General features: G+C 39.7%; 22 protein-coding genes. 6 read left to right on the top strand and 16 right to left on the bottom strand.

Annotation, left to right across the window (positions count from 1 at the left end):
* Positions 1–74 precede the first annotated feature (74 nt).
* The 7 genes from LQZ75_RS00900 to LQZ75_RS00870 form a co-directional block, all read right to left on the bottom strand.
* Positions 75–3,137, bottom strand: coding sequence for a type I restriction endonuclease subunit R (locus LQZ75_RS00900; RefSeq protein ID WP_230095960.1), 3,063 nt, complete (start codon positions 3,135–3,137; stop codon positions 75–77).
* Between the two features lie 12 nt (positions 3,138–3,149).
* Positions 3,150–3,800: a restriction endonuclease subunit S gene (locus LQZ75_RS00895; protein ID WP_230095959.1), complete on the bottom strand. Its 651-nt coding sequence runs from the start codon at positions 3,798–3,800 to the stop codon at positions 3,150–3,152.
* Between the two features lie 12 nt (positions 3,801–3,812).
* Positions 3,813–4,373: a restriction endonuclease subunit S gene (locus tag LQZ75_RS00890; protein WP_230095958.1), complete on the bottom strand. Its 561-nt coding sequence runs from the start codon at positions 4,371–4,373 to the stop codon at positions 3,813–3,815.
* Positions 4,366–5,982 carry a type I restriction-modification system subunit M gene (locus tag LQZ75_RS00885; RefSeq protein ID WP_230095957.1) on the bottom strand — a complete coding sequence of 539 codons (1,617 nt, stop codon included), beginning with the start codon at positions 5,980–5,982 and terminating at the stop codon, positions 4,366–4,368. The genes LQZ75_RS00890 and LQZ75_RS00885 overlap by 8 nt, the downstream gene beginning before the upstream one ends.
* A gap of 31 nt (positions 5,983–6,013) precedes the next feature.
* Positions 6,014–6,526 (bottom strand): restriction endonuclease subunit S, encoded by a 513-nt coding sequence (locus LQZ75_RS00880; RefSeq protein ID WP_230095956.1) that lies wholly within the window; start codon positions 6,524–6,526, stop codon positions 6,014–6,016.
* A gap of 508 nt (positions 6,527–7,034) precedes the next feature.
* Positions 7,035–7,613: a cadmium resistance transporter gene (locus LQZ75_RS00875; RefSeq protein ID WP_230095955.1), complete on the bottom strand. Its 579-nt coding sequence runs from the start codon at positions 7,611–7,613 to the stop codon at positions 7,035–7,037.
* A 14-nt stretch (positions 7,614–7,627) separates the two neighbouring features.
* Positions 7,628–8,236 carry a phosphatase PAP2 family protein gene (locus LQZ75_RS00870; RefSeq protein WP_230095954.1) on the bottom strand — a complete coding sequence of 203 codons (609 nt, stop codon included), beginning with the start codon at positions 8,234–8,236 and terminating at the stop codon, positions 7,628–7,630.
* 592 nt (positions 8,237–8,828) lie between these two features.
* Here LQZ75_RS00870 and LQZ75_RS00865 point away from each other — a divergent pair.
* On the top strand, positions 8,829–9,725 hold the full coding sequence (locus tag LQZ75_RS00865; RefSeq protein ID WP_230095953.1) for a C40 family peptidase: 897 nt from the start codon (positions 8,829–8,831) through the stop codon (positions 9,723–9,725).
* 54 nt (positions 9,726–9,779) lie between these two features.
* Here LQZ75_RS00865 and LQZ75_RS00860 read toward each other — a convergent pair whose 3' ends face one another.
* The gene (locus tag LQZ75_RS00860; protein WP_230095952.1) at positions 9,780–10,229 is read right to left on the bottom strand and encodes a Fur family transcriptional regulator; all 450 of its coding nucleotides are present in this window, start codon (positions 10,227–10,229) and stop codon (positions 9,780–9,782) included.
* A 139-nt stretch (positions 10,230–10,368) separates the two neighbouring features.
* On the opposite strand from LQZ75_RS00860, the gene LQZ75_RS00855 reads away from it, so the two are divergent.
* The 5 genes from LQZ75_RS00855 (at position 10,369) to LQZ75_RS00835 (ending at position 15,907) form a co-directional block, all read left to right on the top strand.
* Positions 10,369–11,292 (top strand): metal ABC transporter solute-binding protein, Zn/Mn family, encoded by a 924-nt coding sequence (locus tag LQZ75_RS00855; protein ID WP_230095951.1) that lies wholly within the window; start codon positions 10,369–10,371, stop codon positions 11,290–11,292.
* Positions 11,293–11,432: 140 nt separating this feature from the next.
* Entirely contained in the window at positions 11,433–12,221 is a 789-nt protein-coding gene (locus tag LQZ75_RS00850; protein ID WP_230095950.1) for a metal ABC transporter permease, read from the top strand.
* Positions 12,222–12,423: 202 nt separating this feature from the next.
* Complete coding sequence (locus LQZ75_RS00845) at positions 12,424–13,224, top strand: hypothetical protein (RefSeq protein ID WP_230095949.1); 801 nt, start codon at positions 12,424–12,426, stop codon at positions 13,222–13,224.
* Between the two features lie 265 nt (positions 13,225–13,489).
* The gene (locus LQZ75_RS00840) at positions 13,490–14,008 is read left to right on the top strand and encodes a hypothetical protein (protein ID WP_230095948.1); all 519 of its coding nucleotides are present in this window, start codon (positions 13,490–13,492) and stop codon (positions 14,006–14,008) included.
* 390 nt (positions 14,009–14,398) lie between these two features.
* Positions 14,399–15,907 carry a peptide MFS transporter gene (locus LQZ75_RS00835; protein ID WP_230095947.1) on the top strand — a complete coding sequence of 503 codons (1,509 nt, stop codon included), beginning with the start codon at positions 14,399–14,401 and terminating at the stop codon, positions 15,905–15,907.
* Between the two features lie 244 nt (positions 15,908–16,151).
* On the opposite strand, the gene LQZ75_RS00830 is transcribed toward LQZ75_RS00835, so the two are convergent.
* The 8 genes from LQZ75_RS00830 to LQZ75_RS00795 all read right to left on the bottom strand — a co-directional run bounded on the left by LQZ75_RS00830 (position 16,152) and on the right by LQZ75_RS00795 (position 25,750).
* Positions 16,152–17,138, bottom strand: a complete 987-nt coding sequence (locus LQZ75_RS00830) for a D-alanyl-D-alanine carboxypeptidase family protein (RefSeq protein WP_230095946.1) — start codon at positions 17,136–17,138, stop codon at positions 16,152–16,154.
* Between the two features lie 130 nt (positions 17,139–17,268).
* Positions 17,269–18,327 (bottom strand): LacI family DNA-binding transcriptional regulator, encoded by a 1,059-nt coding sequence (locus LQZ75_RS00825; RefSeq protein WP_230095945.1) that lies wholly within the window; start codon positions 18,325–18,327, stop codon positions 17,269–17,271.
* Positions 18,328–18,350: 23 nt separating this feature from the next.
* Positions 18,351–19,394: a LacI family DNA-binding transcriptional regulator gene (locus LQZ75_RS00820; RefSeq protein ID WP_230095944.1), complete on the bottom strand. Its 1,044-nt coding sequence runs from the start codon at positions 19,392–19,394 to the stop codon at positions 18,351–18,353.
* Positions 19,395–19,482: 88 nt separating this feature from the next.
* Positions 19,483–20,463, bottom strand: coding sequence for an aldose epimerase family protein (locus tag LQZ75_RS00815; RefSeq protein ID WP_230095943.1), 981 nt, complete (start codon positions 20,461–20,463; stop codon positions 19,483–19,485).
* Positions 20,463–21,893 (bottom strand): glycoside-pentoside-hexuronide (GPH):cation symporter, encoded by a 1,431-nt coding sequence (locus LQZ75_RS00810; protein ID WP_230096364.1) that lies wholly within the window; start codon positions 21,891–21,893, stop codon positions 20,463–20,465. Before LQZ75_RS00810 ends, LQZ75_RS00815 begins: the two co-directional genes overlap by 1 nt.
* A gap of 49 nt (positions 21,894–21,942) precedes the next feature.
* Positions 21,943–23,133, bottom strand: a complete 1,191-nt coding sequence (locus LQZ75_RS00805; RefSeq protein WP_230095942.1) for a galactokinase — start codon at positions 23,131–23,133, stop codon at positions 21,943–21,945.
* A 407-nt stretch (positions 23,134–23,540) separates the two neighbouring features.
* Entirely contained in the window at positions 23,541–24,275 is a 735-nt protein-coding gene (locus LQZ75_RS00800) for an amino acid ABC transporter ATP-binding protein (protein ID WP_230095941.1), read from the bottom strand.
* Between the two features lie 293 nt (positions 24,276–24,568).
* Complete coding sequence (locus tag LQZ75_RS00795) at positions 24,569–25,750, bottom strand: MFS transporter (protein ID WP_230095940.1); 1,182 nt, start codon at positions 25,748–25,750, stop codon at positions 24,569–24,571.
* Positions 25,751–25,899: the final 149 nt, after the last annotated feature.

Raw genomic sequence — 25,899 nt, 5'->3', positions numbered from 1 at the left:
TAAATGTAAACTTTTATTTTTCATATTCTCTACAAAAAAAGGCCCACCCGCAGGCAGACCTCGTCTTACATACTCTATTCTTCCATCAACGGACCAATGACGTTTTCAGCTAAATCCTTAACCCCATTGCGGATGGCTCGCTTGTACTTTAACTTGTTAATTGGTTCGCCACTGGCTGCTTTATACGCATCCAAGTCACCGTTATCAACAAGCTCATTGACACCCATGTGACGTTCGGCATCGGATTGATAGTTATTAACGGCATAGGCTACTTGGCTTTCATCCACCTTCATCGTATCAGCAAAGCTATGCACGGCTTCGTCATAGCGCGCTTCAACAATGTCGTTAAGCAGCGTTATGATGCTCTTACCACGGAATTTTTCCCGGTCCTCAAGCAATTCTTGCAGCAAGCCTTGCATAATTTCAGCCCGGACCTTGTTGCCATTGGCATAGTCATGGATGTTCTTAGTAATCATCTCAACCAGCTTTTGATCAGCAACATTCCCATCTTCTCCGATACTAATTAATTCCGTTTCGGCATCTTCGCTTGGCACAAGTTGTTGCATCAAGCTAACGATATAACTGTAATCAATCTTATCGGTCTTAAACGATGATAATTCATACTCAATATCAAAGACCGGTACGCCCTCGTCTTCTTCGGCCTTGCTCTTTAATTCCACCAGCACATTTTCATACTTACCCTTAAAGTCTTCCACCTCATGCATATCGACTTTGTAATCGACCAATAAATCCTTATCAGCAAATTCGGTATAGACTTGAATGTCGGTAATCGCCTTATCGAGTGCTTGGAAAGCCTTCGCAAATTGCTTCTTTTGCGTATCATCCAACGCATTAACGTGTTCAGGACTTGCAGCAATCGCATGTAAGTCCGCTAAGGCGGCTTTCAAGGCCACTTCACTCTCATCAAACGTTGGTGCCAATACTTCAGCTTCACCACCATTGGAATATAAAATCAATGCTTCTTGCACGGCCGCTTCAAATTGTCCAGGCGTCTGGAACGTCACAATCTGACCAAACGCCTTGTCCTTATCAAACAACTGGTTCGTCCGTGAAAAGGCCTGAATCAACGCATGGGGCTTCATTGGGGCTCGATCGATAAACAACGTTGAAATCGCCGGAGCATCAAATCCCGTCAACAAACGGTCCACAACAATCACAATGTCTAACTGTTTATCACGATTAACGTACTGGCTCTTCTTACGAGCCAAACGAGAATTAACATCATTGTTGTAACCGCGTATTTCGTCCATACTAAAGCGCGTATTGAACATTTCATTGTAATCTTGCATTGACGCTTTCATCTTCGCTTGATTATCAATTGATGTATCTTCATTCTCAGAAACCGAATACGTTACCGCGACTTTCGGAAAATCAGGGGCCACTTCGCGGATTGATTGACTAATCGTAAATGGCGCTTTACCATTCCGAACCGCTTGGAACATATCGTAATACTTTTGTGCTTGAGCAATTGAGCTGGTTGTCAAGATAGCCTCATATGCATTCCCTGACCCACGTCCTAACCGCAATTTACGCTTAGACTTATTAACGATTGATTCAACGACTTTCCACATGTGGTCTTCATGCAAGAACACATCCTTAGGCAGTTGGGCTTCTTTATCAGCTAATGATTGATCATCAACGCTAATCGACGAATCATAGCGCACTAAAGCTTCATCGAGCTCTTCTTCTGTAAAGGTACTCTTATATTCGACTTGGAACCCAAGCACCGCATTATCATGAATCGCTTCCTTGATCGTGTATTCATGTAGCCGCGTGCCATATTGTTGTTCAGTTGTCCGGGCTAAATCCCCGACAGCGGCTTTGGCATTTTCGGCAAAAATTGGCGTCCCCGTAAAGCCATACCAGAGGGATTGTCCAAATAACTTGGTAACTTCCTGTTGCTTAGCAGCTGAAACAGCCCGGTGACATTCATCGACAACAAAGGCAACCTTTAGCGCCCGAATCTTGGCTAACTTCTTGTCTTCCGGATGTTCATCACACCGCTTCATCAAATGAATTAACTTTTGAATCGTGCTCACAATAACTGTCCGATCATCACTAGTTAACTTCTTAACCAAGTCACTAACGTTATCGGTCTGGTCAATATCAATGACATCATTTTCAGCATAGGCGGTAAATGAACTCGTCGTTTGTTGGTCCAAGTCTACCCGGTCAACGATGAAAATCGTCTTGTCTAATGAGGGAATCTGGAGTAAGTTGCGCGCCACCTTATAGGCCGTCAATGTCTTACCAGAACCCGTGGTATGCCAGACATATCCTGATTCTTGGCGTCGGGAAGCAGCTTTAACCGCTTCAATCGCGTGAATCTGATATGGTCGTAACATGATTAGGCTCTTACTGTTACTATCCAAGACCGTGTATTGGGTAACCATCTTGTGAGCTTGCGGAATTGATAAAACTTGATGAGCGAAATCCAAATAATCCGTTACCGGCGTGTTATTAACGTCACTCCAACCTGATAAGAACTTCTCATTTAACTTATCCCCTTGAGCACTGGCAATATACTTCGTGTCGGCTCCATTCGTCACAACAAACATTTGTAAAGCGGAGAAAATACCCGTGAACTTATCTTCAATCAGGTACTTCTTAATCTGATTAAAGGCCTTGTTAAATGGTTCTGCCTTACTCTTTAATTCAATTTGAATTAATGGTAGCCCATTGATTAATAAGATCACGTCAAAGCGGCGATCTTGTTCAATTCCCACTTGCCGAGGAACTTTGACTTGGTGGACAACTTCATAAGAAGACATCCCCCCGGCCACATCTTGGCGATTTAAAACATGTAAACGGGCGGTGCCAAGATCAGCATTATCACGTTGAACATCAATTTTAGCAATCCCATTTTCACCAGCTAACCATTTAGCGGCTTCAAAGAAATTGGTGAAGTTGATCTTATTTTGAATCTGCTTTTTTTCTTGGTCCGTTAATGGTTCATCATTTAACTTGTCAGTATTATTTTGACTAAGTTTAGCGAAGAAATTCGCCCATAGTGCCGCTTCATCTTTAATGTCCTCACGTAACGTCCATTGTGAGTCCCCATGAATGAGTTGCTCAATTAACTTATCTTCTAGTACTGCTTCTTTGGTTACGTTCATGCGGACTCCTAATTAAATAAACATTTTTTGTAGTAGTGCTTGCTTGAATTGCTTGGTTTGTGACAGCTTGGCTTCAAGTTCACTGATTTGATCATCAAGGGATTTGAAGAATGATCCAATGCGTTGTTGTTCGGGGAGTGAGGGATATAGTGCAACAAAATCTTCAACACTCTTCTTTGATAAATTTAATTGTGACATACCAGCGCCTTGTAATCTGAAATAACTTTGATTTTTATTCAAAATTATATTCAAAAATACTGGGCTCACACTTATATTTGCACGTAATAAAGCTACCCTTTGATTTAATACGTAGTAATTGTTTTTTCGTATTAACGCTGTTTTCCCAAGTAAGTACCCGTGTCCTACATCACTTAAAATCATTACTATATCATTTATTTTCAATGTTTTCTCAGCAATGTCTACAAATTTATTAGACGTCTTCAATCTACCATCTATAGAAATAGAATTTAAATTCACTAATTCATATTTTCCAGATGGAGTCTGTTTTTTTTCATTTCCAACGCCATTGCTATATTCTGCCAATGATGCTAACTTCTTTTCTTCCCACTCGTCTTCAAATCCCGCAAACCGAATCTCTGGCACCTTTGCATCCTTCTTTGGGAACATCTTTTGCAACATGGCTTTTTTGAATTGTTGTTGCACATCTAATTGCTTTTATTGCAATTCAATTGCGGTGTCAAGTTTTTGGAAAAGTGAACCAATTTGTTGTTGTTCATGTACAACCGGAAAATTTAAATTAACTGCTTTCAAATCTTGGTTATTTAAGTGAACAACTGATTTACCTTGTGCTCTTTTTGATAATTCTAATTTCTGCTTACCATTAGAGATATTTATGCTCAAAAATATTGAATCTAATATATCAAATTTTGGATGTATTATATTTAAATCACCACCTAAAATAAGTGCATTAGATAATACTGCACTTGCTCGTGCAATATCTTCAGCTGATTCACCAGAGGATGGAACAATAACATCACCAAACAAACTAAATATCGCATCTTGTGCGTTATTTACAAATGTATCCTTTACTCCACTAATTACAGTCTGATAATCTGTATAAAGTCTTCCATAAAGTATAATTGGATATCCTCTTTTTACAATATCATTTTTTGTATATCCCTTACCCTTTGAAAAAGTTGCTAATTCACCTAACTTCTTGCTTTCCCACGCCGCATCATAGCCCTTAAACCGGACTTGTGGTACTAATTTAGTCATGTTTTACGCCACCTTCAAGCATTTCAATAAACTTCGCGATTTCACTGACAACCTCAGCATCATCACTTGTGAGTTCCTTTAGCATCCCCGCTAATTCAGCTTGGTTAGCTGCGAGTGCGGCTGAGTTGGCTGCCATATCAGCGTTTAATTCCTTCAAGTCGATTTCAGGTTCTTCTTCAAACGTGTCAACGTAACGTGGAATATTCAAGTTAAAGTCATTTTCCTTGATTTCATCGTATGAAGCAACGTGCGCATACTTTTCAACATCTTCACGTTGGTTGTATGCTGTCAAAATCTTTTGAATGTTATCTTCATTCAAGATATTTTGTGTCTTTTGCTTTTCAAAGTCATTAGAAGCATCAATGAATAAGACATCCTTATTCGTCCGGTTCTTCTTCAAGATAATAACCGTTGTTGGAATTGATGTACTAAAGAACAAGTTACTTGGTAACCCGATTACCGTATCAATTGCCCCCATTTCAAGGAGCTTTTCACGGATTTTACCTTCAGCGTTACCACGGAATAAGACCCCGTGTGGTAAGACAATCGCCATCACCCCAGTATCCTTCAAGTGGTAGTAACCGTGTAATAAGAAGGCAAAGTCAGCTTTTGACTTTGGTGCTAATACTCCAAAGCTTGAGAAACGTGGATCTTCAAGGAACCCTTTTTCGGCACCCCACTTAGCTGAATAAGGTGGGTTCATCATAACCCCATCAAAGTTAGTTGGTTCTTCACTTGGCCAGTCCACATCAAGAGTGTCCCCATTGCTCAAGTGTTGGTTAGCAGCATCAACCCCATGAAGCATCATGTTCATCCGGGCTAAGTTATAAGTTGAAGTGTTCAATTCTTGTCCGAAGTAGTTAATTGAATTCGGTTCGTGTGAGTACTTCTTTGCGTTCAAGAGTAATGAACCAGAACCACAAGTTGGGTCGTATAAACTCAAACCTTTTTGGTCTTCTTTACCTTGAATCATAATCCGGGTCATCAATTCTGAGACGGCTTGTGGCGTATAGAATTCACCGGCTTTCTTACCTGATTCAGACGCAAATTGACTGATCAAGTATTCGTAGGCATCACCTAAGACATCCCCCGCATGTTCACCGAAATCTAACGTTGAGAGTTCCTTCATCACGGCCGCAATCGTTGCGTTTTGCTTTTGTGGTGTTGCACCAAGCTTGTTAGAGTACAAGTCCACGTCTGCAAACAAACCATTGAAAATTTCAGCTGATTTTTCGACATTGGTGAAACCTTGCTTCAAGTCTTCCAATTGGAACGTACCGTCATTGATGTTATCAACTAAGCTACTAAAAGTTAATTGTGGTTCAATTACGAACGCCAAATCATTCTTAAGTTCGTCAACTAAGTCAGCTTGAGTTTCGGCATCTTCCCAGGCAGTGTTATATGTAGCTTGGGCTTCCTTCAAATCATCGCTAGCTTCTTCCAATAAGTCAGCTGATTTGTACAATACTTGATCTGAAAGGTACTTGTAAAAGATTAACCCAAGTAAGTAGTTCTTGTATTCGTTGGCATCCATCTTAGAACGAAGGATGTCGGCGGAGTTCCAGAGAGTTTGGTACAAGGTGCTTGATGTGTTTTGTGTGTCGGCCATTAGTGGGCCCTCCTATTGATTGTAATTAGTTTTAAATGGTATTAATGATGCGCATCATAGCTTGGTGTTGCTGTTGTGCATTTTGCTGCATCAGTTGGTATTGCTGATTCGCTAAGTAATAAATCCGGCCAATCTTTTGTTGCTGCTCGATGGGCGGTAAACTTACTTGGAGTTCTTTGATAATTTGTGGCGTTATCTTCGGTAAAGTCGACCCTTGCTTCAAGGCTTCCTTTTGCCGCATGATGTCATGGGACTCATTTAGTAAGTAACAGAGGTAATATGGATCAATGATAGTGGCATCCATATTAATTCGGGCAAAATTTTGATTCAGGACTTTGGCTTGATTAACTTCACTAATAATCGCAGATATTTGGGAGCCGACGAGACTCGTTACAATCTCAAGGCTTTCTTGATTACTAAGGCCACTACCTAGATCAACTTGTAAATCGTCATACGTGTATCCGGCTTGTTGGCGAACATCATCAGTAGTTAACCGTGATGAGTTTAAACCAACTTTGATGTCGATAATATCACCTAACTTCATCGGAAATCCCCTTTCTTTTTATGGTAATTCAATTGAATTACTCTTCATTATTACAAATATTAGTATGCCATAACGTTTTATTAATCGCAAGTAATTTTCGCGAATTACTTGAAAATAAATTAAAAAAGCTTATCCAATATCGAATAAGCTTTAAATAATCGCACTAATATTAAACAAACATCTTCTACAATTAATAGTTGCACTTTTCTCCTCGATTAAATTTACTCCAATTCTAGGGGATTAGTGTATTTCTAATTTTTTGTGTTAATTTATAGGCTTAATTATCAATCTCAGTGGTAATTTGACTATCCATTTGACCCTTCACGTCCCAATCTTAGAACTTGAAACGCTTACCATTTTGCCCACCTCACTCTACTAAATAGACTATTACCTATACAGTCAAATAAGGCCGGTAAAAGTGGGCACAAATTTTGTAAATAAATAAAAACGGCTAACATGTTGCTGGTTAAATTCCAGGTCCATGTCATCCGTTTAATTACTTTTTAACTCACATATCTAATAGAATCCAGCCTCCTAGGAGCATGAAAATAACTGGTACTAATTTATCCGTATAGCGTGCCAAAGCCCATTTTATTGGTGGAATACGAGCAATCAATACCGATAGTAAAATCCAGCCCACCGTTAACGGGATAAACATTAACACAATGGCCGCTACTGCTTGACTCGTTTCCCGTTGAAAAACTGGAATGTACACAGCAAGATTATCCGCACTTCCTGCTAATGTTAGGGCCGTAATTGCTAAGATATTGCGCCATCCACTTGTTTGCCCCCGTAGCGTTTGTTCATTAGTGGTTGAACGGATATTGTTAATCAACATGCGAAGACCAATTAACAACGGAAAGATACCTAGCCACCGCGTTAATCCTGGCACAAAATGACTCACGCCAAGGCTAATCAACCAACTGATTAGCCCGATAATTAAGATGCCCAAAATTTGGCCATACATCAATTCTCGTAGCTTCAAGCGCCGGTTAATTACTTCTTCATTCAATAGAAGTAACATAACTAAATCATCTAAATTAGTTGTTATAAAAATGCCTATCGTTAAACCAATTAACTGCACCATCAATAGCCCCTCACTTACTTAATAATATGTAGCCACCGGTGATTGAGATACCACAAGAGGTTGGTCCATAAGTATGCTAAGGCTGCTCCCCCCATGACATCAGTTGGATAGTGATTTCGCAAATATACCCGTGAAGCAGCAACCATCACAACCCACACAAACGCTAAAACTTGAAATAAATGATACTTAGCATTGTGTGTTTTAAATAGTGATAAGAACATCAATACGCAAATTGCCGCCGTCATTGTATGAATACTTGGAAATGAATAACCACTATCCAAAATTAACTGATGCAAAGGTCGATGACGGCCAACGAGGATTTTAATCACGGTTGCCAGGATAATCGCACCATCAAGCCAAAATGCCATGTAGATGGCTGCTGCGTATCTTTTCCCGATAAAAAATAAGTACAATATTACTAGATTTAACACTGTCACCCAAATCGCTGGGGAAGAAAAATACGTAATTTCCAGCATCCACGGCGTGTTAGGGTCTAAAATGGTCCCATGATCAATACCGAACCCCCAGTTATCAATACCAGTTGCATGATGGGTAATTACTAGGGTCATTAATGCGAGAAAAATAATGGCACTAATCCCAATTTTTAATGTTACTTTTTTCATAAAAACCTCTTATCGTCCAAAAAATTTCAATATTAAGACTTTACCAAAGATTTACTTGCGATACCATTAAATGAAATTTAAATTAGCCATTTTTCAACGATTTAAGATTTTCATAACCACCACCAGCTTTGCATAGCCCATTTCTGCAGATAAACAGATTATTAGGTATATATTTAAGAAGTGTTATTATAGGTCTTAGGGAAGCGATTAGTCATCCCAAGCTATAACTTCCTAACTAGTTTTTACCCCAATTTACACTAGTTCATCATACGTCTGTCGAGCATGTAGGCTTCCTACGTGCTCTTTTTTACGATGTTTTAACATCATAGGCTTCTAATTTAACTTCGACAAATACTTTCAATTAATAAAATTAATTGAAAATTAAGAATGATTATTTTTTTGATAATTATTCAAGTATCATCTAGTAATTATTCAACTATGTAATAAAGCTGTAACTTTAATACCACTTAACAGTAACAATAACGATGTAAAATAAGCCTATATTCAAAAGACATTAAACGAAGTCGTCGTTTTTCAGCGGTGCACAAATAACATAAAAAAAAATTAACATGTCTAACTTAGGAGATCAAATATGAATAATTCCATCAAGAAAACTGTTTTAACTTCTATCGCTACTGTTGCTACTGTTGGTGTAACTGCTATTGTTGCAAACGCTGACACCATTACTGTTCAATCTGGTGATTCACTTTCAGCAATTGCTGCTCGTAACCACACAACTGTTGCTGACTTAGTTAAGTTAAACCACATTTCTAACCCTAACTTGATCTTCGTTGGTCAAAGCTTACAAACATCTGGTTCAGGTGCTACTTCAGCCCCTGCTACGCCAAGTGCACCAGCACAATCAAACAACAACAACAATGGTGCATCAACTGTGACTGTTCAAGCCGGTGATTACCTTGCTAAGATTGCAGCCGACAACAACACAACTGTGTCTGCTTTAATGCAATTAAACAGCATCTCTAACCCTAACTACATCTATGTTGGTCAACGAATTGTTGTCCGTGGCGGTGCAAATGCCGTTCCTGGTTATGCCGGTGCTACTTCAACGCCCGCACAACCAGCGCCAGCTGCTGCCCCAGCCCCACAACAACAATCAAACAACGGCTCAGTTAACCAACGTGCCGCTGCTGCTGCACAATACGCACTTAACTTTATCGGTACACCATATGTTTGGGGTGCTGCTTCACCTTCTGCCTTTGACTGTTCAGGTTTAGTTACTTACGTAATGGCCCACTACGGTATCAGCTTACCTCACCAATCAGGTGCTCAAGCTGCTTCTACTGACCGTATCCCAACTTCACAAGCCCAAGCCGGTGACTTGTTATTCTGGACTTTACCAAGCGGTTCAGTTTACCACGTTGCTATCTCACTTGGTAACGGTCGCTACATCAGCGCCCTTGAACCAGGTGTTGGTACTCAAATCGGTGGTATGGCTCGTCAAGCTAACTTTGCTGGTCGTGTACGTTAATATCACAATTAAAAAACCAAGTAATGAAATTTCATTACTTGGTTTTTTTGTGCACTAATTACTGGCCTTCAACTGACATGACGGACATGTCCCAACAAGCTCAAAATGCTCTTGTTCGATTACATACCCTGGTAACTGCGCTAAAATAGCACTAATATCTGGTTGTGCAATTTCCATGATGCGCCCACACTGCTCACAAATAAAATGAGCATGGGTTGTATTATTGAAGTCACATTGAAATTTAGCCCGAATCCCATTATCAAATAATCGAGTTTCAACAATTTGCAGTTGCTCTAATTCTTTCACGTTCCGATACACGGTTTCGTTACTCATTTTAGTGAATTGTTCGCGCATTTGTTTGGTTAATTCGGCTAACGTTTGATAAAAATCTTTTTTAGCAAATAATAGTTGTAACAAAGCCAATCGTTGCTTGGTGGCTTTTAAACCGCCTTTTTTCATAATTTGAATGGCTTGTTCAACATCAATTTCAGTAGTTAAATTCATTAAAAATCTCCTAAACGGTAATTTTTACTATTTACAAAATATAATTATATGGTAAAGTTAAATAGTACTAATTACCATTTACTATAACATATCTTTGGTAATTTTGAAATCGCATATTATGTTACACGAGGAGAAATCAATGTTTCGTTCAAAAAAAGCACCATGGCATTTATTAGCAGTTGGGGTTCTTGCCCTTACCACTGCTTTCACTTTAGCAGCTTGTGGCTCAAATAAGAGTGCCACTTCTGAAACTAACAATCATGATATTAAAGTTGTCGCTACAGTTGACTTTTACGGTGAAGTTGCCAAAGCGGTGCTTGGTAACCAAGGTTCTGTAACTTCAATTATTAACAACCCCGACGTTGATCCACACGATTACGAACCAACGACCAAAGTCGCCCAACAAGTTGCCGGTGCGAATGTCTTGTTATCTAATGGGATTGGTTATGACACGTGGATGAACAAATTAGCGCAAAATAACAGTAAAGCTACAAACATCCGAGTTGGTGAAGATGTTGTCGGTAAGAAAAACGGTGATAACCCCCACCTATGGTACCAACTCCAAACTATGCCTGCCTTGGCTAATTATTTAGCAGATAAATTTGCTAAGATGGATCCTAAAAAAGCCGACTATTTCAAAGCTAATGCTAAAAAATATGTTGCTTCATTAGCACCACTTAACCAATTAGTCGACAAATTAAAAGCCGGTAGTGATGGCAAAGGCGTTGATGTCAGTGAACCAGTCTTTACTTATGCCTTAGACGAAATGAATTACAAAGTTAATAACCAAAGCTTTGCTGATTCCGTTGAAAATGGTACTGACCCCGCACCAAAAGATGTCGCAGCAATGCAAAAAGACATTACCGACCACAAGATTGACTTCTTTGTCCAAAATACCCAAGCATCCGATAAAACGGTCGGTCAATTAGTTAAACTTGCTAACAAAAATAACGTACCCGTTGTGAATGTCACTGAAACGATGCCCGCTGGTAAGGATTATCTCCAATGGATGACTAGCCAATTTAAACAAGTTGAAAAGATTCAAGCAAAACTTGGAAAATAATTTGACTATTGCACAATTCTGTGTAAATTTATAAAGATAGATATTTTTGTGGCGGTGGCCCCATTAATTCGGATGATGATTCTCATCGTCCGAATTTTTGTTACCACAACAGCCGTCGCTATATAATAGGAGGAATTATTTTGTTCGCACTTGAATTTATGAAAAACGCCTACTTTGCCGGGACAACCGTGGCAATTTTATGTGGGGTATTAGGTGTTTTTGTAATCGCCCGGCGCTTAGCATTTCTCGGGCACGCCTTATCTGAAATTGGTTTTTCAGGCGCTACCTTTGGTCTGTTGATGAATTTTTCACCCCTTAATGGAATGTTACTGGCCACTGTTTTAAGTGCCTTTGCTGCGCATGGCTTAGGTGTCCAACGTGAACGCAGCGAAGTAGCTACTAGTGCTGTCTCAGCGGCTTTCATGGGGGCGGGAGTATTATTCTTATCTCTTTCCAATAAAAATGCTTCGTTTGCAACTAGTATTTTATTTGGTAGTATTGTTGGAATTAGTGTTCAAAACGTGATTCAAATTTGTTCAATTTCATTAATTGTCTTGTTGATTATGTTATTCATCTATCGCCGTTTGAAATTTGATTCATTTGATGCGGTTGGGGCTTCTATTCAATACACCAACACTAACTTAATTTCCTTATTATTCTTAGTGATTATGGCTGTTAGTGTCAGTGTCGCCGCCCAAATAGTTGGCTCACTGCTAATCTTTGTCCTCCTTACATTACCCGCTGCAACGGCCCAAATTTTCTGTAAGTCAGTTAATAAGATGATTTTATTTGCGGTTGTCCAAGCAATCTTAGGTGTTTGGCTTGGCTTGGCCCTTGGTTACTACACAAGCTGGCCGGTTAGCTTCTTTATTGCCATCTTCGAATCAGGGGTCTACTTGATCTCTCGCATCATCGTTCGTAACAAATAGGTAACAGTGTTTATATATTACATGTCAGTCCAACATCGGCTGGCCTTTTAATTTGTTCTGGATTACGCTAATTTATTTTAATTTTTTATGCAAGTTTTAGTTTCTTCTAAAAACAAGTGATATTTAATGATTTTCGTTGTATCATATATTTAAGTCAGTTGATTAATACGATACATACGTGAACGTCTATTTTGGGGGGCAAATGAACATAATCGAAAAATTTACCGCTGGCAAGCGCGCTAATCAAGCACTAAATGAGGATGCTATTTTCCATAATGATAACTATGTTGCCGCAATTGATGGGGTCACTAACAAATCAACAACCGGTATTTGGTCACCTTCGCCAGGCGTTCAAGCGCAAGAGACCATCTTATTTGCGCTTCGGCATGCTAATAAAAATTTTAATGCCTATGAGATGTATGGTTTTTTAAATGAATGTCTCAAGACACGCTACCAAGATATTAACTATTTCCGCCAACATCCAAATGATCGTCTACAAGTTAATTGCATCATTTATAGTGTTGCTAAACAAGAAATTTGGTTTTTTGGTGACTGTCATTGTCTGGTAGATGGCGTCTATCATAGTAATGTTAAAAAAATCGATACTTTGTTGGCTGACTTACGGAGCTTTGTTTATCAAGTCAATCATTTCCAAAAAGTCACTCCATTAATCGAAGATGCGGCCCGCCAAGCTGTGCTACCGTTTTTAGAAGTTCAAGCAACATTAGCCAATACCCCCACCGAATTTGGCTATCTCGTGCTTGACGGGATTGGTGCTTTACCGGAACAAATTAAAATCATCCCCGCTAGCGATGCTCAAATGATTACCTTAGCGACCGACGGCTTTCCAATTCTAAAAAATACCTTAGCGGAAACCGAACATGCCTTAGCGGAATTAAAACACACTGATCCACTCTTGGTTTCTAGTTATAAAGCTACAAAAGGTTTTTCATCAAAATACGCGTCGTTTGATGACCGTTCATATATCCAATTTACCATCTAGTAATTGACCACTCATTAATTTGGGTGGTTTTTGTGTTTATTATGAAAATGCTTGCTATAATTAATTAATATATTATTTTGATTGGAGGAACCAACTCATCAAATATCTCACATTACCCCACTTCACCCTCAATAAGTACCTCAATGATAGTTTCTGGGAAACGCTCAAAAAATATTACAAAGAGTTTATTGGGGTCTGGGCATTATTTGCTTTCTTTATCATTTTAAATAGTGTTATTTCCTTTAATGATACGAATAAAGAACACGTGAACATTTACCAAACTACCGAAGTCAAAATCCTCGGGACTTACCGTGATGGTCAATTAATGAAAAATGATAAAGCACCCGTCTTTTATCATGTTTCGTTACCAACTGGTAAAAAAGAACGCATTCATATTGAAAGTGCACCAACCAAAACGGAAATTAGAACCGGAAAAGGTTCAAAATTTGCCGTCACTGAACGTAACCCGGCTTTAAACGTCGGTCAAACGATCACTTTATATGAAGTATCCGTCGTCCAAGCTGGTAATCGCACAACTTCGGTCTATGCCACCGACCTTGCTACTGCTAAGGCCCAACAAACACGGTTAGCCAATACCCGGAAACACGCCTTATGGACGATTGTGCTTAACACCATTCAATACCTCTTATTGACGGCCTTTATTGTGGCTGGCGGTGGTTTGTTAGCTAATCAAATTCGGAAGAATAGTAAAAACGATTCAGCTACAAGTACCCCAATAGTCGCCAATACGACATCTTCTTACGTCCAATTACCTAAAAATTAATTAATTATCAGCTCACCTTTCTCATTTAAGGTGGGCTGCTTTTATTTTTGGCGCAAATTTCACGTTTCTATTCGAAATTACGATGAATATTAAATTAAAATTCAACTTTTTCAAAAATTATTCCCAACCAATTTCATAAGAATTTTCATCATCCTAAAAACGTTGATATACCAACATTTAAAAGGCTTTCAAAACTTAATTTTAATAATTAGATTCTTTTCGTATCTTGCCAAATTAGCCAATTATTAAAATAAAAATATTTATATTAAAATTGACTTAATACGGTGGATTATTATAGAATAGTGATATTCATTTTAATATTTATTTGCTCTATTAAAACGAAACACATCTGCATCAATTTCGATTTTTGCAACAAAAGGAGATTTATCTATGCAATATTCTCGCGAAGAAATGCTTGAAAGCGTTCCTCAGAAGGGGTTCTTCGGACATCCCCGTGGACTTGGAGTTCAATTCTTTATGGAATTCTGGGAACGTTTTAGTTACTACGGAATGCGGGCAATCCTACTTTACTTCCTATATGACAGTGTTAGTCATGGTGGTTTAGGATTTAGCCAAACTGTTGCCCAATCACTTATGTCACTTTACGGTGCTTTGATCTTTATGACTTGTATCGTTGGTGGTTGGGTTGCTGACCGGTTAGTTGGTTCTCGGGCGGCAATGCTCATTGGGGCCGTGCTTATTATGTTCGGTCACATCGCCTTGTCAAGTCCTGTTGGTGGTCGTACTAGCTTCTTACTTTCAATGTTATTAATCATTGTTGGTACTGGGATGTTGAAGCCCAACATTTCAGCTGTGGTTGGTGGTTTATACGATAAAAAAGACCCTCGGATGGATAGCGGTTTCGTTATCTTCTACATGTCTGTTAACATGGGAGCTTTCGTAGCACCATTTATCGTCGGAACTTTACAATCATCATTTAACTACCACGCCGGTTTTGGTGCCGCAGCCGTTGGGATGTTCATCGCCTTGATGGTTTACGTTATTTTCAATAAAAAGAGCCTCGGTTTAGTTGGTAAAGATGTTCCAAACCCATTTTCACCTGAAGAATTCAAACGCTTCAAGGTTAGCTTGGTTCTTGGAGTTGCTGCTATAATTGCCATTCTTGTCATTACACACTTAACTGGTACTTTAACTTTCAACAACTTCTCAATCTTTGTGACAGTTCTTGGGGTTGTCTTACCAATCGCTTACTTCTCAACAATGTACAAGAGTAAGAAAACTGACAAAGTTGAAAAATCACGTTTACTTGCATACATCCCAATGTTCTTAGGTGCGGTTATGTTCTGGTCAATCCAAGAACAAGGTTCATCAATCTTGGGAGCCTTCGTTGATACAAATACTCAACGTAACTTAAGTGGCATCATCGGTTTTCACTACACTATCCCTGCTGCTTTCTTCCAATCAGTTAACCCATTGTTGATTGTTATCTTTGCCCCAATTATTTCAGGTATCTGGACTAAGTTAGGTAAAAAAGGACCTTCAACACCAATCAAGTTCGCTATTGGTCTTTTCCTTGCCGGTGTTTCATTCTTAATTATGGTTATCCCAACAATGGGTATGACTAGTAAGACTTTGATTAACCCATTTTGGATTATCATTAGCTTTGCTATTTGTGTTATCGGTGAACTTTGCTTATCACCTACTGGTTCATCAGTTTCTGTTAAGCTTGCACCAAAGGCCTTTGAAGCACAAATGCTTTCACTTTGGTTGTTAACTAGTGCTACTGCGCAAGCGGTTAACGCCCAATTAGTTCGTTTATACGACATTTGGTCAAAATCAACTTACTTTGGTTTCCTTGGAGCCTTAGCAATTGTACTTGCCATCATCGTTGCTTTCTTAAGCCCATGGGCTGTTCGTAAGATGGAAGGTATTAAATAATTAATACCGAAAACTCGTAAGCATCTGCTTACGAGTTTTTTATTTACCATTAACTTGGATACCCCCTTAAAATCACCGTACAGCCATTTTAATCCTCACTTTAGTATATTTTATGCCAAAGTTGTAAAAATTAACTAGCGCGACATTTAACCAATGATTAATAAAATTTAAATATGCTACCAAAAAAGGGTCCGGAAAATTCATTTTCCGAACCCTTTTAGTTATTTCACATCACGCAACTAGCTTAACGTTGGATTGCAGCTAGTAACTTATTAGTATCATTAAAGCGATTATCCGAGTGCATTACAACCGTAATCATCCGATGTTTCCCTGGAAGACTACTTGTACCAACAAAAACTTGGCCGGCGGCGGGTGTTGTTCCGGTCTTTAAACCATCAATGCCATGTTTCGGATCAAAAAACTCCAAGCCCTTTAGATAGCGGTCCGTTGATTGGTGAACCACATCATCGACAGTCACATCAGGGAGTTCCGTTAATTGTAAGATTTGTGGGAATTGGGTGAGTAATGCTTGGCTCAACATCGTCAAGTCATATGCAGATGACGTATTGCGGCCGTTTTTAGGTGCATTTTTTAAATGAAAACCATATGGTGTCACATCGTCAACATCCAGCCCTGAAACGGAATAAAAATGCGTCTGATGCAGTTGTAGATCGTTAGCAGCCGCATTCATGGCATTGACCATGGCGTCATTTGATCCAAAGGCCCAGATACCAAGGGCGGTAATACTTTCATTGGATGACACAACCATCGCATTAGCTGCTAATGCTTGTGCTGTATACCCTTTATCTAAGCTGAGCGGAATTTCACCTAATCCTGGTGTCTGACTCATTTTAACAATCGCCGGATTAGTAATCTTAACTATATCTGACCAGTGCAAACTTGGGTCAGCCTGCATGCGTTTGTAAATGACATACATCGCCATTAATTTTGATGTTGAGGCACTGAATTGTTGCGTATGCACGTTTTTAGTGTAGATAAACTGATGTGCATTAAGATCATAAATTGCCGCACTAGTGGCCGTTAAATCAGGAATATCTGTTATTACTGGATATTCGGCTTTCGGATTGGCCACTGGTGATGCTAATTGTGGCTTAGCGGTCCGTATAACCGGACTAGCGAGACTTGCTTCTTTGTCCTCACTGATATTTACTATAAAAGCTCCCGCACCAACAATCACGGCACAAGCTGTAATCCAATATTTTAAACGCATTATACTTTTCCCAATATTTATTTTGTTAAAAAAGATTTCACAATCTAAGCATTTTAACATAATCATATTACACATATGTAACATTCATTGATTAATTTAAATACATTAAGAATCATAGCCACCAGATTCGTTACTGGTTATTCTTCTTGGGATAACGCCCTACGCTATCACGTTTAATGATTTGTGATGGTACTTTCACCCGTAGCGGCATCTCTGCTAGGCCTTGTAAGTGTAAATCAGCTAAATTAACAGCTACTTGACCCATCATTTCGGTATTTAAATGCACCGTTGTTAACGTCGGTACTAAAAACCGGGTTACGTCAATATCATCAAAACTAACTACTGCCGTTTGCGCTGGAATCGCAATATTATGTGCCTGACAAACATGATAAATCCCAAGGGCAATTGGATCAGATGCGGCAATTAGCGCCCTCGGTAATTGCTCACCATACGCTAGCATCTTATCTAAAGCTTCAATGGTCGCTTGCGTATCCCAATCATTTAAAATAATCGGCGCATGTGGCAACATTAAGTTGTGCTGTGCCATCCATGCAAGATACCCCGTATACCTGACATCATCAATATATTGACTAATAGCCCCGGTCCGATTATATAGGGGCATCTGGGCCCCAACAAAGCCAATTTCTTGATAGCCTTGCTGGTACAAATAATCTAATATATGGCCAATTTGGTCATTAAAATCATTATAGACCGTATCATACCCTTGGCCTGGACTGTGCTCATCGACGACAATTAAGTGTGGGTTAACTTGTAATAAGTAGTCCCGTAACTGGTCATCGATACAACCAATCACAATAATGGCCCCACATTGCTTCACAAGTGCCCAATTAGGTTTGACATCATGCAGTGAAAAGAGAAATTCAAGTTTACGTTGCTTTAAGGCGGCCCCTTGGTTTAACCCGTTACGGATTCCCAAAAAATATGGGTCATCAATTTCTCGTAATTCGTTATACGTTGTGATTACCCCAATCGTGCTACTGTTCACCCGTTGCCGCTTATTGACTGATGTATTTTTGGGCCGTCGGGAATAATTTAACTTACTAGCGGCGGCGAGTACCCGTTGCCGGGTCAAATCAGCGACTTTAAAGGTCGTATCTTCATTTAACACCCGTGAAACAGTAGCTGGTGATAATCCAGCTTCACGGGCAACATCGCGAATTGTAGCCATTTAAAAAACTCTTTTCATTACAATTAGTTAAGCTTCTGGACGCTTTGACGCTCAATTAGCTGTGAAGTTACTTCGACAGTAATTCCAGGGGTCCGTTTATCATTAATTTGTTCTAGTAGTAACCGTAATGCCATTTTCCCCATGGTCGTTGTTGCTGGATGAATCGTCGTTAAGCTTGGAATTAAGAACCGACTATATTCAATATCATCAAAACTCACGACACTAACTTGCTCAGGAATTTGCCAACCATTTTCATGCAACATATTATATAAGATAATCGCAATCGGATCAGAACTTGTAATAATGGCTGTCGGTGGGGTTGGTAATGTCATTAAGCGTTGGCCCCCCGTAATGACAGCCTGAATTTCCCACGTTGCCAAAATCTCAGAATACGCCGGTTGGTGAAGGCCCTTTTGCTGCATCCAGTCTTCGTATGCTTGCTGGCGCACATCAGTAATCCATTCACTGACAGCACCATTTGCGTCATACAACGGATTTTGAACACCTATAAAAGCAATTTTACGATGCCCTAATTGATAGAGGTGATCTAATAAATGGCGGGTCTGAAACGCAAAATCATTGCACACGACATCATAATCAGGTAATTCCCGATTATCATCAATTACAACTAAATGTTTATTATATGTACTTATTGTATTTAGCAACTTATCAGCAAACGTTCCAATCAAGATCACCGCATCATAGCGCACTAAGGCATCCCATTGCTTGTTAGGTGAATGTAAGGTAAACAAATAATCCAAATGGATGCGTAATGCTTGCGCCCCTTCATCTAAGCCATTCCGCAACGCTAGAAAATACGGATCGGACACTTCATGGCGCCGTTCATAACTGGTAATTACTGCAATATACATTGGTTTGGCTTTACCGCTGCTAGCGGCCTTTTGCTGTCCGCGTGGACGATGCCGATAACCTAGGCTTTGGGCGGCCCCTAACACCCGTTGCCGCGTGGCCATCGTGATTTTTAAGGTTGGATCTTGATTAAAAACACGCGACACAATACCGACTGACACACCGGCCTGTCGCGCAACTTCTCGCATACTAGCCATACCGTCCCTCACTTTCTTAGCTAATCGAAATTTAAAAAAATGAAACCGACTAAACAGGTCGCTTTCACTTTAATAAGATATTGTTATGTTAATTAATTTTAATGTATTCATAAATAATATCATAGCGTTTTGTTGCATTAACTGCAATTGAAATAGATCCAAACTCAGGAATGTTAACGCTATTTGGTAAACTTTGGGCCATGATAGTTAGCCCATTGATGCCTTGTTGTTCAGTACCTGTTTGACGGGAACTTGCTACATACAAACCCGGCCGGTTAGAAAAGATTTGGATTTGATGTTGGCTTACTGGGTCCGTAATTTGCGCGGCCAATTGAGTTAAGTCTGCTGGCACAATGTAGGTCGCACTGTGGCCGACCACGGGTATATTAATTTGATGCCCCAGTTGTGGCCCCTTCGTCACTTCATCCACAACGAGCCCCTTAGCAATACCCACCTCATCAATTACAAGCCGTTGGTGTCCATTAACTAGTACTTGCGGTCTTAACAAATCAGCAGTAGCCGCCGACGCAACTGCAAAAACCGTTTTTAACGTTGGATCAAAAATCCCGTCCCGTTCAAGTTGTTGCGCTTTAAAAGTTACATGGACACAATCATCGGCGGTTAGTTGATAACTGATACTAACTACCACATTGCCAGGAAACCCATCGGTCCGCTCGGTGGCCCAATAATGTAACGTCAGCATTCCCAATTCAGGCTGTGGTTCAACATCAAAGAATTGATGGTCAAAACCATTGGGGCCACCATTTAATGTATGTTGATAATAGTTAGTCGGTAAATTCCACCACCTGTCAGCCGTCATGAAGCAACTATTTTCAATAACCCCAGCAACGCGGCCAATCAAGTGATTAGCATAGCCCTTTTGTTTAATTAATTGTGGCAATTCCGGTGGTGTCAGCAGTAAATTACCCTTATGTTCTAGGACGGACATTTCTTCCATTAGACCACCATAATTTAAGACTGCCAAACGCATCTGATGTTGATTTTCAAGTTCAAACCGCAACACCCGGTGCGTCGCAAGCATCCCGATACATGTGACTGTTAAATTCATTACACTTCCTTTTCGGTGGTTGTTTGTTGCTGGTGTAACTGTAATTCCAATTGCTGCACAATTTGGGCATGTTGCGCTTCAAAAAGGCGCACTTTCCAAGCAAAAATAACGCCCGCAAAAACCATTAAGATAGCTGGTAAGGCGAAGGCAAAGACCGTAAATGTCCCGACGTTAGCAGCCGTAATATCATGATACGTAGCGGTCCCACTCATTCCAGCCGCTACGGCAATAAAGCCTACAATGCCATTAGATAAGGCTCCCGCAATTTTATCTAACAACGGCCGGATTGAGAGGGTTACGGCCTCATTACGGACGCCGTTTTTAAGTTGACCATATTCAACCGAATCGGTAATTGTCAGTAGTGCTGATAAGAAAATTAATTGTTGCGGAAAATAAAAACACACCGTCGCAATTTGTACTAACATTAAGTTGCTATGCGCAAACATAAACAAGCCATAGGCGACTAAGTTTAAGACCAAGCCGCCTAAATAAATTAACCGGCGTGACATTATTTTGGTGAGCACTGGAAATAATGGTACGGCAATGAGACCGGTCACAGTTGCAATGACACCAACAACGACGAATAAATCCGCCCGTCCTAAGACAAATTTGTAAAATAATAACAATACCCCTGTCGTTGCCACATTAGCAATCGCATAGGCAATATACGATAAGCCAAGCCACAGTAATTGATCATTTTTTGCTAACGCTTTAAAAATATCGCGCAGTTGTGCTTTTTGCGTTTGTTGCCGAATAATTGACATATTTTCATGGGTGGTCAGCGCCGTAATAATCGCTGTGCCTGCCGAAATAACCGCGACAATCACGGCAAACCAAAACCAACCAACGGCCCCTTGCTCATTTTTACCGGTCAGCCACAACGTGATGGTTGTCGTTATTGGTACTACCAACATCGTTGTCCCATTCGCCCCAAGCGATGAACCAAAGCGGGCAAAGGTCCCCAACTTCTCACGCTCTTTTGTATCTGTACTCAAAGCCGGAATCATCGACCAAAAGGCAATATCTTTAAATGAATAAAATGAATCCAAAATAATAAAGCCAATCGTAAACAAGGTGATAAAGAGCGTTTCATTTTTTAAGGCCAAGCCAAACATATTCGTAAAAATAACGATTAATAAGGCGCCCGAAACGAGCCCGCCCCCAACGAGCCATGGTTTAAACTTACCATACCGACTCTCAGTGTTATCAATAACACTTCCAATTAAAGGATCAAAAATAATTTCCACCAACCGCACCGTCACGACTAGTGTAGTTACTAAGCCAATTAACGTGGCCATATTTTTACCACTCCCAGCAAACATGACACTCGTCACAAAAATCATAAAATACGTATTCAAAGCCACATAGTAAGTATCATGGCCAAACGCACCTAAGGCATACCCCATTCGTTGCATCATTTGTTTATTCACCATGCATCCTCCTTGTTGAATTTAAATTGTATTAGCCAACAACTCGTCTTTACAACGTTTTAACCGCCCCAATCCATTGAGCCCCCGGGCCAATTTGGACCGCAAAAAAGCTCGCATCATATCCCAAAACTTCGTGAAACCGGGCGCCTACTTGTTCTTGAAACCGAGAACGACTTTGTTGTGGTACCAAAGCAATCGCACAGCCCCCAAAGCCCGCCCCAGTCATTCGGGCGCCTAAAACACCCGGAAAAGCTTGCGCGGCAGTCACTAACGTATCTAATTCAATCCCAGTAACATCATAGTCATCGCGTAATGATGCATGCGATGCATTCAACAACGCCCCAAATGCCACTAAGTCACCATGTGTTAGTTCTTTGACGGCTTCAATTGTCCGTTGATTTTCACTAACCGCATGGCGCGCCCGTTTTAAAAGCGTCGAATCTTTAATTAACTGTTGATGCGCTTCAAACGTTACTGCATCAATATCGCCTAAACTCTTAATCGGCAACTCAGTTTGGAGGGCCGTTAAGGCTTGTTGCGTTTCATTAACCCGTTCATTATATTTTGATGTCACCAAGCTCCGGGGTTTATTGGTATTCATAATAATAATTTCAAAATTACGTAAAATAACCGGGACTAAGCGATAGCCCAAAGTATTTGTATCAAGAAAGATGGCGGTATTTGGCGCACCAAACCCTACCGAAAATTGATCCATCAAACCTGTTTTGACCCCGATAAAATCATTTTCCGCTTGATGTCCTGCCATAACTAACTGTAACCGCGGGATTTTTAAGCCAAATAATTTTTGAATCACGACCCCGATTAATAGCTCTAAGGAAGCTGATGATGATAGGCCAGATGCAATTGGAATGTCCCCTTCAATCACTAATTCAAAGCCCTGATCAATGACATAGCCTAAGTCAGCTAACGCTTTTAAGACTCCCTTGATGAAATTCACCCAGTTATGTGCCGGCATTTTACTGAAATCATCAACAGCAAAACTAATCACCCCTAATTCCGGAAAATTTACCGAATATAACCGGACTAGCTGATCATCACGGCGTTTGGCCACGCCATACGTCCCCAACGTTAGCGTAATTGGAAAAACATGCCCGCCGTTATAATCTGTATGTTCACCAATTAAATTAACCCGCCCCGGCGAAAAGAACATATCCGTCGGTTCGCTCGCAAATTGGGTTTTAAATGTTGTCACAATATTATGCAAAGTTTGTTTTTTCATATCGGCCCCCATTTTTATAACATCGCATTGAACTCCTGTTCAATTTCGCCTTCAGTGTAGGCGGTTGTTAGTAAAAGGTCAATGGAATTTTGTAATTGGTATACCAACATACCCAATTGACAAAACCTTAATATTACTTAATATTGGTACTAGCAAATAAATTTTAAAACACATTTATTACGTAAATAACCAACGAAATGGAGGAAGAAATTTAACTTAGTTCGATAAAAAAAGTTCGCTGATTCCAGACCAATTTAGTAGTCAACGCAGCTTAAATTGTATTAGCCAACTATTTTATTCAGCGTTAAACGTTTTTAAAAACAACACAAAAAAGCGCCAGAAATAATGTTCCTAGCGTTTTAATGTATATCATCAGCTCTTGGTGCAGTAATTATATTACTGCTTAATTATAGAATCTTAGCTAAGAAGTCTTGCGCCCGTTCTGTCTTAGGAGCCGCAAAGAAGTCTTCTGGGGTCGTTTTTTCTTGAATAAAGCCATCGGCCATAAACCATACCTTAGTGGCTACTTCACGGGCAAAGCCCATTTCATGGGTTACGACAACCATTGTCATCCCTTCGTCAGCCAAATCTTGCATTACTTTCAATACTTCACCAACCATTTCTGGATCCAAGGCTGATGTTGGTTCATCAAAAAGCATCACTTCTGGTTTCATCGCTAATGCCCGGGCAATCGCAACCCGTTGTTGTTGTCCACCAGACAAACTACTTGGGAAGACGTCGGCTTTATCAGCTAACCCAACTTTGGCTAATAATTCCTGACCAACCTTCGTGGCTTCTTCGTTACTAACCTTTTTGATTTTCATTGGGGCTAATTTAATATTTTCAAGGACACTCATGTTCGGGAAGAGGTTAAATGATTGGAATACCATCCCCATATTCATTCGTAAATTATCAAGTTGCTTATCATTTAATTTCGTCAAATCTTGACCGTCAAAAATCACTTCCCCGGCAGTTGGCACTTCTAACATATTTAGAGCACGCAAGAAAGTTGATTTACCAGCTCCAGAAGGTCCTAAGACTGCAATCACTTCCCCTTTATTAACCGTTTCGGTAATATCTTTAATTACCGCTGTGTCACCAAAATGCTTTTCTAAATTTTTAATCTCTAATACTGCACTCATCGCGATTCACCTCTTCGTTTATTGTTATTTGTTAGTCTACCAATTAAATTGTATAAAAACAAACATATTTCTATCTATATGCATATTTATACAAAATAACCATGAATATGTAAAAATAAATGTATAAAAACTTAATGAAACTGGTAATTAAATTTTACTTACTTATAGTATATAAGTATAGCGATTTTGCCACCGTTACTCAAGACTAGGCGTTGAATTCATGGCGTTAATGGCAAAGAAAAAGCATGCCAGAACTTGCTTTACAGCGTTCTAGCACACTTTTATGATTTTAATTATTTTTTTACCCGTAAGCGTTGGTTAATGACCAAGAAAATCAACGTACCTAACCAAATAACAATCGTTGATATTAAGAATAATTTATCATAAGTTGCATAATCAATGATAACGGCCCCAAAGAATGGTCCAATCGCACGACCTAAGGCACCGGCACCGGCAACCATCCCTTGAAATTTACCTTTTTGCGAATCAGGCGCTAACATATTCACAAATGTTGCTACGGCTGGTAAACAAGCAATTTCCCCAATTGTTAGTAAAGCCATTGAAGCAACAAAGAAGGCATACGTATGTTGCGCAAACGGTAAGATTAAAAATGAAGCCCCAATGAGGAAGAAACCAACGTATAAGCGCATGTTGATGTGCCGTAATAAGAAGGCATCAAAGTAAGTCATAATTGGTTGAATTAAGACAATCAAGATGGCATTAACCGTCCACATGTAACTGTAATCTTTAACCGTAAAGTGATTAGCAACCATGTAAGTCGCAATATTACTTTGCCATTGTTCATAAAAGATCCAAATAATTGCTAATAAGGCCAATAACGTCATAATCCGGACTAAACTTGCCCGTTCGAGGTATTCACCACCACCGGTATAATTCCGCGCAATGTTACTTTCTTGCTCGTGACCACGATAAGCGACTAACACAATCAACAACAAGATAACATAGAGGACCGTGGCTGCTCCAAAGACGATGCTAATCCCTAAGTGTAATAAGAAGCCCACCATCAAGGTACCAACAACTAAACCTAAGTTACTCATAAAGTATAAAACGTTGTACACATAACTCGGACTTTTACCTTCTACCATTGTTGCAAATGAATTAACCGCGGTCACAATCAGTCCATTCCCAAAACCAAGGAGGATGAGCCAGAACGCATAGTTTGGCCATTGGTGATTAAAAATCAGCATGGCACTCGATAAAGTTACTAAAATCGTCCCAATTAAAACGGTATAATAATGGCTCCAATTATCGTAGAGATAACCTCCGATATTTGTTCCTAACATGGTGAATAATGAATTAATGAATAACACTAACCCCGCCACGGTTAAACTTTTACCTAAGTAGTCATGCATGTAAATCGTGGTTAGCGGCCAAATAAAACTAATTCCGGTGTTACTCAGAAATGATCCAATAAATAATGAATATGCAGAAATTCCTTTTTGTGCTCGTGCCATTTTAAGCTCCTCTCCTATTATTTCGGTATCGCTTATGCATTAAGAGAAACCATATTGTTTAAATTATAACTAAAACACTACCGTATATCAAAGCTATCCTTTAGATTTTCTTAAATTATCATCTTCTTATCAGTGCTTGCTTACACAAT

The organism is Periweissella fabaria, assembly GCF_918814575.1.
GTDB lineage: Bacteria > Bacillota > Bacilli > Lactobacillales > Lactobacillaceae > Periweissella > Periweissella fabaria.
This window is presented reverse-complemented; position numbering and strand designations above follow the sequence as displayed.